Origin of the sequence: Martelella sp. AD-3, assembly GCF_001578105.1 — a bacterium.
Taxonomy (GTDB): Bacteria; Pseudomonadota; Alphaproteobacteria; order Rhizobiales; family Rhizobiaceae; genus Martelella.
Genome location: NZ_CP014276.1, coordinates 34,786 through 45,590, shown reverse-complemented (window position 1 = coordinate 45,590; position 10,805 = coordinate 34,786). Strand labels below are relative to the sequence as shown.

Below are 10,805 nucleotides of genomic sequence, written 5' to 3'. Positions count from 1 at the left end.
ATGGAGTATTTTTCAATGGGCAATGACCAACCCTCCACAACGCCGGACTGGCGCTGGCATGACGAAAACGGCTTCCGGCGCGTCGTCAACGTCGCTGGCACGATGACGGGGCTCGGCGCCTCGGTAGCGCCCGCCCCGGAGGTCTCGCGCGAGACGGCCGCCGCCACCGAGCGTTTCGTCGACATGCATGAATTGCAGGCGCTCGCCAGCAGGACGATTACGGAACTGACCGGCGCCGAGGCGGGCTGCCTGACGGCTTCGGCGGGGGCCGGCATATCGCTTGCGGTGGCGGCCTGCATCACCGGCCTCGACCCGGCGCGGGTGGAGGCGCTGCCTCTCAACCCCGGCCCGAAGTCGGGGGTCGCGGTGCAGATGGGGCATCTGTGCGAATACGGGTCCTCGATCACGACCGGGGTCGCGCTTGCCGGCGCGAATGTCCGCGTCGCCGGCACGGCGACGCTGTGCAAGGACTTTCAGCTTTCCGCGGTTCTGGACGAGAACACCGCGGCCGCGCTTTACGTGGTGTCGCATCACGTGGTTCATTACGGCCAGATCCCGTTCGAGCGCTTTGCGCGGCTTGCCCATGAAAAGGGCGTGCCGGTGATCGTCGATGCGGCCTCGGAATATGACTTGCGCGGCTTTCTCGAGAAGGGCGCGGACCTGGTCATCTATTCCGGCCACAAGTTCCTCGGCGGCCCGACCTCGGGCATCATTGCCGGCCGGCGCGATCTTGTGCGGGCCTGCTATCTGCAGAATATCGGCATTGGCCGCGGCATGAAAATCGGCAAGGAAAGCATCATGGGCGCGATCGCCGCCATGCGGGCCTGGATGAAGCGCGACCACGCGGCGATCCGCGCGCGGGAGACGGCGGCGCTCGAACTGTGGCGCGAGGCGCTCGGCGATCTCCCCGGCATTTCCGCCTATCGCGTTCCCGACCCGACCGGCAATCCGCTGGAACGGCTGCAGGTCGACGTCGATCCGGACAAAGCCGGCGCGGGCGCTCCCGTGATCGCGGCCGCCCTCGGCAGACGTGATCCGGCCATCATCGTGCGCGGCCACGAGGCCGAGCTCGGATACTTCCAGCTCGATCCCTGCAATCTTCTGCCGGGCCACGCCGAACTCGTCGCCGAAGCGCTCAGGGACGAAATCTCGCGCGGCGCGTGGGAGGGGATCGACCCGGAGGAAGCGCTCGCCTCCGCCCGCAACGGCGGCACGGAAGGCTATCTGCGCTGGCTTGGCAACGGCTGAGGCGGCGCGGCTCTATCTGTTACCGGGCTCATTTTCGCGAATGGCAGGTGATTCCGCCTGAGCGCGAATTACGCCACGACCGGGCAGGCGCGTCTTGCACCGGCGCCCGCTCCCGTGGCGTCCCTGCGGCATGCGTAGCACGGCGTCCTGCTTAACGCATTGCGACGCCGACCTGAACCGCATCATGCATCGCTCTCGTCGTCGCACGGGAAGGTGAAGTGGCTCGGTTCGTTTGAACAGACAGATGGTCGTTTCTGAGTGACGTCCGGCCGCATTCACGCTGCCGCTGATATTGCGGGCAGCGCGTTGAAGTAAGCCTGATCCGTCGATCCGTCGAAACCTGTCCTTTTCGGTTATTTCACAGGCCCCCCAGACCTTTACGCTAGCACACGCTGTAAAGCTGGAAGAGCTTTGAGACATTTCGACCGATATCTTAAAGCGCCGTGCGACCGTTAGGACGCACAAAGGACGCTCTAACCTATTGAATCTACGCATCGTGCTTTCCGAAAATCGATTCCGATTTTCGGGCCGATGCGCTAGAGGTCGTACCTCGCCATTATCGCTTCAATCGCGTGGTCCTGCGCGGGGTCCGGCAGAAGGGCCGGCTGGCGGGAGAGACCCACGGACGGATCACGCAAATAGAGCGCCCGCTTCACCAGGGCCGGCGGATAGCCGAGCTTGTAGAGATCGGTGCGGAAGGCGGCGTAGGTTTCCTGGGCCTCCTTCGCCCCCGCCTCGTCGCCTGCGTTGACGCATGACACGATTCTCGCCAGCACGTCGGGCATGACGTTGCCGAGGCCGGAAATGCAGCCCTTCGCGCCGTTGGCCAGCGCCCAGTGCACAAGCTGGTCCGGACCGGAATAGACGTCGAATCCGTCAACGTCACGTCCGACCTCCATATAGGCCTCAAGCGTGTCCTGCGCGCCGCCCGAATCCTTGATGCCCGCGATATTGCCGTGGCCGGCCAGCCGGCGCGCAGTCTCGGGTTCGATGTGGTTCTGGGTGCGCGCCGGAATGTCGTAGAGATAGATCGGCGTTTCCACCGCATCGGCGACCGTGGTGAAATGGCGCTCGAGCCCATCCTGCGTGCAGGCGATGAAGAAGGGCGTGATGACGGCGATGCCGTCGACGCCGATGCGGTCGAACTCGCGCGCGAGCTTCACCGTCTCGAAGGTCGCGGGCATGCCGGCATTGACGATGACGCGGGCGCGACCGGCGACCTCATCGACCACCTCGCCGCAAAGCCGCACCTTCTCGTCGAAGGTCAGCGCCGAGAAATCGCCGTTGGTGCCGGCGCACATGATGTTGTTGCCGGCCGAAACCTGCCGGCGCACCTGCGCCCGCGTCGCCTCGTAATTGATGGTTTCGTCGTCGTTGAAACAGGTGACGAGCGCGACGAACGCTTCCTTCTTGTCGGTCATTCTTCCCCCTCAGCCGCGCGCGGCGGCGCCCATTCTTGCGGCATAATCGAGCGCCGCCAGCATATTGACGTGATTGGCCTTGCCCGTACCGGCGATATCGAAGGCCGTGCCGTGATCGACCGAGCAACGATCGATCGGCAGGCCGAGCGAGACGTTGACGGCAGTATCGAAGGCAACGAGCTTGATCGGGATATGGCCCTGATCGTGATACTGGGCGATGACCAGATCGAAAGCGCCGTTATAGGCACGATGATAGACGGTATCGGCCGAGATCGGCCCCACTACATTGATGCCCTCTGCTTTTGCGGCCGCCACGGCGGGCGCGATCGCCTCGTCATCCTCCCGGCCGAAAAGCCCGTTCTCGCCGCAATGCGGATTGATGCCCGCCACCGCGATGCGCGGCGCTTCGAGCCCCATGCGCTTCATGTGTTTGTGGCCGGTGCGGATGGTTTCGAGCACGCGCTCCGTGGTGGCCCGCCCGATCGCATCCCTGAGCGAGACATGGGTCGAGACATGCACGACGTTGAGCCGCTCGGAGGCGAGCAGCATCCATGAGGATTTCGAACCCGTCAGATGCGCCAGCATGCCGGTATGGCCGTCATAGTGATGCCCCGCCGCATTCAGCGCTTCCTTGTTGATCGGCGCGGTGACGATTGAGGCGGCCTCGCCGTCCATGGCCAGATCCACCGCGCGGGCGATATAGCGGTAGGAGGCCTCGCCGCAGGCCGGGCTCAGGACGCCGAATGTCTCCGGCAATCCATCGACGGCGACATGGTCGACGCGGATACCGTCACCCGCCTCATCCGGAGCAAGGACCGGCAGATCGACGCCGCAAACCGCCGCGGCGCGGGCGACCGTCGACCGGTCCCCGATGACGCGGACCTGCTCCCGCAAAGCCGCACCGCGCGCGGCCAGCGCCCTCACCGTTACCTCAGCGCCCACCCCGGAGGGATCCCCCATGGTGATGACGATTGACTGTTTCATGAAGGCCTCCCGAGAACGACGCGTCGCACAGCTTTTAACTTATAGGTAAACAGGTTTCAATAACCGGCACATAAATTAATGGGAAACGTCATTTCACCTTGAAATTTATCCTCTTTTTATCGCAAGATCGAGTCATAACAATAATGACAACCTCGGGAGACGATTGTGCCGCCGGACGTTCTGATCATAGCCGATGACCTGACGGGCGCGCTCGATTCGAGCGTTGCCTTTGCGGGACCGGGGCGATCCGTGCTGGTGGCGCGCAAACCGGATGCCATTCCCGCGCTTCTGCGCCAATCGCCGGATGTGCTCGCCGTCAACACGGCAAGCCGGGAATGCGGTGCGGACGAGGCGGCAAAACGCGTGGCGGCGGCCCTCGCCTTCCTGCCGATAGCCGATATTCCGATCATCATGAAGAAGGTCGACTCGCGACTCAAGGGCAATATCGCTGCCGAAATGGGCGCGCTACAGGCAGCCCTCGGCACGCGCCGCATCATCGCCGCCCCGGCGATCCCGACGATGGGCCGTCGCGTAACGGGCGGAATGCTGGACGGCGATGGCATTGCCGCGCCGATCGACGTCGCCTCCCGCATCGGGGTCTCTGCCGCAATACCGGATACCGAGAGCGACCGCGACATGGATGATCTTGTCCGTTCCGCCGATTCCGGCGTGCTGTGGGTCGGCGCGCGCGGGCTTGCCTTTGCGCTGGCGCGCGCCGCAGGGCACCCCGAACCCAGGCCTTTCCGGCTCACGCCGCCGCTGATGATCGTCAGCGGCTCGCGCGATCCGATCACGATGGCGCAGGTCGAGCGCCTGCGGGCACTGACATCGGTGCTCGAAGCGCCCGATGGTGGGGTTCCGGCAACCGCCGAGACCGGATTGCCGCGCGCCGTGTCCATCTGTAATGGCGGCGGCGGCCTTTCCGGCGAAGCAGCCGGCGCCCGCTTCTGCGACGGTGTCAGCCGCCTGCTGCACCCGCTCAGGCCACGGTCACTGCTGGTGGCGGGCGGCGAAAGCTGCAACGGCATTCTCGACCGCCTCGATATCCGGAGTTTACAAGTGGTCGCCGAATTGCGGCCCGGCCTGCCGGCCAGTCATGCCGCGGCGCCTTGGGGAAATTTACAACTCGTGACAAAATCGGGCGGTTTTGGTACGCCGTCGCTTCTCGCCGAGATTTTTGCCGAGGCGGAGAGCGGCGATGACGAAGAGGACATGCGATGACCGACAATCTGAACCAGGACGCGGATCGCGGCGCAGCAAACCGGCGCACCTCGCTGTCGGACAAGGTCTACGAGGCGTTGCGCGGGCGGATCATGCGCGGCGATTACGGCGCCAATGAAAAATTGCCGGCGGAAAAGGATTTGTCGGTCAAGTTCGGCGTGTCGCGCCCGGTGCTGCGCGTGGCGCTGGAGCGGTTGCGGGACGAGCGGCTGATCTATTCGCGCCAGGGCGCCGGCAATTTCGTGCGGATCAAGCGCGAGACGGCGCTCGGCTACACGCCCGTCGAAACCATCGCCGATATCCAGCGCTGCTACGAATTCCGCCTGACCGTCGAGACCGATGCCGCCGCCCTTGCAGCGCTGAGACGCAACGAGGCGGCGCTCGCAGAGATGGAACGGGCGCTGCACCTCCTGTCGGATGCGACCGGCCAGCAGCTGCACCGCGAGGACGCCGATTTCGCCTTTCACCAGTCGGTCGCCCAAGCCACCAACAACCAGTATTACGGCGAAACGCTGAAGGCGCTGCGCGACCACATCTATGTTGGTATGAAGCTGCACGGCGAGACGCTGATGTCCGATGGCGCCTGGGCGCTGGAGGAGGTTCTGGCCGAGCACAAGGCGATCTACACCGCCATCAGGGAACACGCGCCGGACGCCGCCCGCGCCGCCATGCGCGCCCATATCGAGCATTCGCGCGAGCGACTTTTCGGCGGCGGCCTGTTCGATCTTTCACTCTGAAAACAGAATGGAGGCGGCAAGGCAGCCGCGCTCCCCTTCTTGCGGCAATGCCTAGAACGCAGCCCGATAGATCGCGTGGACATCATCGACCGGCATGTCGCGCGGATTGTTGTCCATCAGCCGGCGGATGGCATGGGCCTCTTCGGCCCAGAGCCGCAGATCCGCCTCGTCGGCGCCGTGGGCCCCCAGCCGCATCTCGACGCCGAGGCCCGCGCAGAACTGATGGGCGGCACGATGAACCGCTTCCGGCGTTTCCGCCGCAAGGCCGAGCGCGGCCATGATTTCACCGGTCTTCTCAGCCGCCACGGGCTGATTGAAGGCCAGCACATGCGGAAAGATGATGGCGTTGGCGAGCCCGTGCGGCAGGCCGAGCCGGGTGCCGAGCGGATAGGCGAGCGCATGGCCCGCAGCGGTATTGACCGGCCCGAGGCAGATGCCGCCGTAATAGGAGGCGAGCATCATGCCCGCGCGCGCCTCGGCGTCATTGCCGTTTTCGACCGCGCGGCCGAGATATCGGCCAATCAGGCCGATGCCGAGCCGGGCGTAACCGTCGATCAGGTCGTGAGCCCTGATATTGGTGAAGGCCTCGACGCAATGAGCCAATGCGTCGATCCCCGTCGCAGCCGTTACCGCCGGCGGCACGGAATAGGTCAACTCGGGGTCGAGGATGGCGATATCGGCCAGCAGGAACGGGCTTTCGACCGCCAGTTTCGACTTGGTTTCGGGATCGGTCAGCAGCGCACGGATGCCCGCTTCCGAGCCGGTGCCCGCCGTGGTCGCGACCTGGGCCAGCGGCGTGCGCCTGCCGGCGACCTTGTTCGGACCGACAACATCGCGGACGGATTGCTGCCCGTCCCAGAGCGCAGCCGTCAGCTTGGCGACATCGAGAACGGAGCCGCCGCCGAGACCAACGACGAGATCCGGCTTGTGCATCCGGGCCGCCTCCAGAACCGCCTCAAAGGCGGGAAGATCGGGCTCCGGCGGCGCTTCGGCATAGACGCGGACATCGCCGGGAAGGCAAAGCCGTTCGACATAATGCGCCGTCGGGCCGCCGGCGATGACGAAAAGCCGCTTTGCGGTCGCCGCCCAGTCGCCGAGCTTTGCCGCCGTGCCGATGCCGACTTCAAGTCGCTTCGGTTGATGGAGCGTGATCGGGCGATCCATGCTGTTCATCTTCTCTCCTTTCACGTCCGGTTTTCCGGAACCCGCGCAACAAGCCCGGCGACGATTGCGGCATCGAGCGCGACATGCCGGATGGCGCGGCGGTAAAGCGTGTAGGCTATGTCGAGCCCGCCATCGGCGCGCGGCAGCAGCACGGGATAGGAAAGCTCCTTGTTCCTGCCGTCGAGCGAGTTGTTGGTGAGGCAGGTGCCGGGGCTGTCCTCGATCGTGTAGCGCACCGGAAAGGTGCGGCCGCCATCGCCCGAAAGACAGAGCGTGAGCGGCGCGCGCTCGACGCCCCAGATCGGATTGCAGCCCTCGGCCGCCTCGGGCCGACCATCCGCCTCCTCAAGCTCGTCATAAAGCGAGGCGCGGCGCGCATCCGATTGCGCGGACGAGACCGGATTGCAGACCATGGCCACGATACTCCCCTCAAGGCGCACGGCGTTGACGGAACTGTTGTTGTTCGGCACATCCGTCGGCGCGGGCGCGCTCCAGCTCCGCCCGCCGTCATGGCTTTCGGAGCGATGAACGAAATCGGCCTGACGACGGCGATAAAGCGCGATCATCTCCGCCCCGCCCAGGCTGACCGGCGTCATGTGCACCGCGCCCTGCGAGCCCGGAACGTCGACAACCTCAAAGCTTTCGCCATCATCCGTGCTGATGGCGATCGCCGCGGTGTCGAAGGCGCCGGTCCAGCGAATGCCGGGCCGCGGGTTGCAACGGAAGAGCGGCAGACACCAGGCCCCGTCATCCCGCACATAGGGAGCGGCGCGAACGAAGGTGCCGGGCGGCAGGCCCGTGTCGCGCGCCTCAGCAGCCGCCAGCCGGCCGCCTTCAAGCGTGAGCCGGCGCATGAAGACGCGCGACTCATCCTGATTGCCGGCGGGCTGCGCGGTGTTGAACAGCAGTATCTCGCCTGCCGGCGTCACGAAGATCACCGGGTTCTGTTCCGAGCAGTCGGGATCATCGCTCAGCCGCATGGCCTCGCCCCACGCCTCCGCATCGGGATCGAGCAGCGAGGCGTGGATGGAAATGTCGGACTTGCCTTCAAGCGTGCCGCCGAACCAGGCGCAGACAAGGCGCCCGCCTGGCAGGCGCGACAGGAAGGCGGCGTGGTTCTGCACCGTCGGCGCGGGAAGAATGGCCTGCCTGCCATCCGGACGCGCCTCAAATTTTCCCATCATCTTCCGGGCGATATCCTCCGGCGTCATGCACATGCTCCTCGGCTTGGTTCTGGCCTTCAAAAAAACAGGCGAGAAAACAAGTTGTCAAGTTGAAGTTTTCGAACGATCACCCACAAAGTCGTACATATCCTTATATTTATCGTTTGTTTTCAGCAATTTATAATAATATCAAAATCGGATTCGGCGACTAAACGGAGAAGGCGTTTGACAAATGTTATCAACTTTACCAATATTGCGACAAGCTTGATCCGGCATTGAGGCCGGACCTGCGTCATCGACGGCCCTGTTTAATTTGCGCGGGCAGCGGCGCGAGGGCCTGAACGACGTTATGCTGCGACGTTCCTGGAGGAGGAAAACAATGAAACGCAGAACTTTGCTTGCCGGGCTTTTGCTGGCGTCGTCGCTGACGCCGGCCTTTGCACAGGAGGAAGGGGTGGTCACCGTCGTTCTGGCGGAAGAGCCGGATCTGGTGGAGCCGTGCATGGCGACGCGCTCCAATATCGGACGCATCGTGCTCCAGAACATCTCCGAAACGCTGACAGAACTCGACGTTCGCGGCGATGAGGGGCTGAAACCGCGCCTGGCGGAAAGCTGGGAAATGACCGACGACAACACCTGGCGCTTCCACCTGCGCGAAGGCGTCAGCTTCTCCGACGGTTCGGCCTTCGACGCGGAAGACGTCAAGCACTCCTTCGACAGGGCGCAAAGCGATCAGATCGTGTGTGAAATCTCGCGCTATTATGACGGCATCTCGATCACGCCAAATGTCGTCGACGAGCACACGATCGATTTCACCACCGAGCCGGCGCAGCCGATCCTGCCGCTTCTTCTGTCGCTTCTGACCATCGTGCCGTCGGAGACACCGATTGAATTCACGCGCGAACCGATCGGCACAGGGCCTTACGTGCTTACCGACTGGACGCCGGGCCAGAGCATCACGCTGACGCGCCGCGACGATTACTGGGGCGACGCCCCGGCCGTGGAGACGGCGGAATACGTGTTCCGCACCGACGCCGCCGTGCGCGCCGCCATGGTGGAGACCGGGGAGGCTGACATCGCGCCTTCGATCTCGGCAATCGACGCGACCACCGATCTCGACCACGCCTATCCGAACTCGGAAACGACCTATCTCCGGATCGATCATTCCGTGCCGCCGCTTTCCGACAAGCGGGTTCGTGAGGCGCTCAACATCGCCATCGACCGGGAAGCCTTCATCGGCACCATCCTGCCCGAAGGCGCGGATATCGCCACGGCGATCAACGTGCCGACAACGCTCGGCTGGAACCCTGACACCGAAGCATGGCCCTATGATCCCGAACGCGCTCGTGAACTTCTCGAGGAAGCCGCCGCTGACGGCGTTCCGGTGGACACCGAGATCCTGCTGGTCGGCCGCACCGGCAATTTCCCCGGCGCCACAGAATTCTACGAAGCAATCACCAGCATGCTGAACGAAGCGGGCTTCAACGTGAAGCTCCAGATGGTCGAGGTGGCGGAACACGAACAGTTCTACTCCAAGCCCTATGTCGATGATCGCGGCCCGATCATGGTCGGCGCGCAGCATGACAATTCGCGCGGCGATCCGGTGTTCTCGATGTTCTTCAAGTACCACTCCGAAGGCCGCCAGTCGGGCATTGCCGACGCGCATGCCGACGAGCTGATCGAGGAAGCAACCGCGGCAACCGGCGCGGAGCGCGAGGCGCTGTGGTCTGAACTCTTCGGCTACCTGCATGACGATGTGATCGCGGACGTGCTGCTGTTCCACATGGTCGGGTTCGCCCGCGTCGGCGAGGATGTCGACTTCACGCCCACGATCGCGACCAACAGCCAGCTTCAGCTTGCCGAAATCGGCCTGAAGTAAGACCTTTCGAACGAAGAGCGCGCGCGGTCATCCCGCGCGTGCTTCCCTTTTTGTGAGAACGAGAGAACACGATGAAGAAAACGCTGGGAAAACGCGGGTTGACGAGCTTCGTCTCGCTGCTGGTCCTGATCGTGCTTGTGTTCTTCCTGTCCCGGCTGACGGGCGATCCGACATCGCTTTACCTGCCGGTCGACGCATCCGAGACGATGCGCGAGAATTTTCGTGAAATACACGGCCTGAACGACCCCGTTCTGGTGCAGTTCTGGCACTATGTCACCGATATCGCCCGTCTCGATTTCGGCGACAGCCTGAGAAAGGCACGCCCCGCGCTGGAAGTGGTCATCGAGGCCTTCGCCTGGACGCTGCAGCTTGCCTTCATCACCATGGTTCTGGTGACCGCCGCCGCCATCACGGTCGGCGCCATCGCGGCCTTCAATGTCGGCACCTGGTTCGACCGGGCAGCCTCGGTCCTATCGCTGATCGGCGCCTCGGCGCCGGATTTCTGGGTGGCGATCGTCGGCATCGTGGTCTTTTCCGTCACGCTCGGCTGGCTTCCGACCTCAGGAACCGGCACGCCCTGGCACTGGGTCTTGCCGGTCGCCGTGCTGTTCATCCGGCCTTTCGGGCTGATCCTGCAGATCGTGCGCGGATCGATGATCAACGCGCTCGGCTCGGCCTATGTGAAGACGGCACGGGCGAAGGGTGTGAAGAACCGGCCGATCATTTTCGTCCACGCGCTGCGCAATGCCATGCTGCCCGTGATCACCGTGATCGGCGATCAGGCGGCGGCCCTTCTGAACGGCGCGGTGGTCGTGGAAACGATTTTCGGCTTTCCCGGCGTCGGCAAGCTGATGATCGATTCCATCATGCAGCGTGATTTCAACGTCATCCTCGCCGCAATCATGGTGACCGCGATCGCGATCTTCATCATGAACCTCCTGATCGATCTCGCCTATGCGGTGCTCGATCCGCGCATTCGAACCTGAGG

The 10,805-nt window shown here is 64.0% G+C and carries 9 protein-coding genes; 5 read left to right on the top strand and 4 right to left on the bottom strand.

Going from position 1 to position 10,805, the window contains the following annotated elements; genetic code table 11:
- The first annotated feature begins 15 nt into the window (after window positions 1–15).
- Complete coding sequence (locus AZF01_RS21270; RefSeq protein WP_024706013.1) at window positions 16–1,248, top strand: aminotransferase class V-fold PLP-dependent enzyme; 1,233 nt, start codon at window positions 16–18, stop codon at window positions 1,246–1,248.
- 536 nt (window positions 1,249–1,784) lie between these two features.
- Here the strand turns inward: AZF01_RS21270 and AZF01_RS21265 are convergent.
- Window positions 1,785–2,669, bottom strand: a complete 885-nt coding sequence (locus AZF01_RS21265; RefSeq protein WP_024706012.1) for a dihydrodipicolinate synthase family protein — start codon at window positions 2,667–2,669, stop codon at window positions 1,785–1,787.
- Window positions 2,670–2,678: 9 nt separating this feature from the next.
- The gene (gene pdxA / locus AZF01_RS21260) at window positions 2,679–3,653 is read right to left on the bottom strand and encodes a 4-hydroxythreonine-4-phosphate dehydrogenase PdxA (RefSeq protein ID WP_024706011.1); all 975 of its coding nucleotides are present in this window, start codon (window positions 3,651–3,653) and stop codon (window positions 2,679–2,681) included.
- 165 nt (window positions 3,654–3,818) lie between these two features.
- Here pdxA and AZF01_RS21255 point away from each other — a divergent pair, with 165 nt between their 5' ends.
- Both AZF01_RS21255 and AZF01_RS21250 read left to right on the top strand, forming a co-directional pair.
- Entirely contained in the window at window positions 3,819–4,874 is a 1,056-nt protein-coding gene (locus AZF01_RS21255; RefSeq protein WP_061449909.1) for a four-carbon acid sugar kinase family protein, read from the top strand.
- The gene (locus AZF01_RS21250; protein ID WP_024708580.1) at window positions 4,871–5,611 is read left to right on the top strand and encodes a FadR/GntR family transcriptional regulator; all 741 of its coding nucleotides are present in this window, start codon (window positions 4,871–4,873) and stop codon (window positions 5,609–5,611) included. The genes AZF01_RS21255 and AZF01_RS21250 overlap by 4 nt, the downstream gene beginning before the upstream one ends.
- 51 nt (window positions 5,612–5,662) lie before the next feature.
- On the opposite strand, the gene AZF01_RS21245 is transcribed toward AZF01_RS21250, so the two are convergent.
- Both AZF01_RS21245 and AZF01_RS21240 read right to left on the bottom strand, forming a co-directional pair.
- The gene (locus AZF01_RS21245; RefSeq protein ID WP_024708579.1) at window positions 5,663–6,784 is read right to left on the bottom strand and encodes an iron-containing alcohol dehydrogenase; all 1,122 of its coding nucleotides are present in this window, start codon (window positions 6,782–6,784) and stop codon (window positions 5,663–5,665) included.
- An 11-nt stretch (window positions 6,785–6,795) separates the two neighbouring features.
- The gene (locus AZF01_RS21240) at window positions 6,796–7,986 is read right to left on the bottom strand and encodes an exo-alpha-sialidase (RefSeq protein ID WP_024708578.1); all 1,191 of its coding nucleotides are present in this window, start codon (window positions 7,984–7,986) and stop codon (window positions 6,796–6,798) included.
- 331 nt (window positions 7,987–8,317) lie between these two features.
- Between AZF01_RS21240 and AZF01_RS21235 the strand changes: the two genes are divergently transcribed.
- A complete protein-coding gene (locus tag AZF01_RS21235; RefSeq protein ID WP_024708577.1) occupies window positions 8,318–9,817 on the top strand; it encodes an ABC transporter substrate-binding protein in 1,500 nt (499 codons plus the stop codon).
- A 71-nt stretch (window positions 9,818–9,888) separates the two neighbouring features.
- Entirely contained in the window at window positions 9,889–10,803 is a 915-nt protein-coding gene (locus tag AZF01_RS21230; RefSeq protein ID WP_024708576.1) for an ABC transporter permease, read from the top strand.
- The last annotated feature ends 2 nt before the right edge of the window (window positions 10,804–10,805 follow it).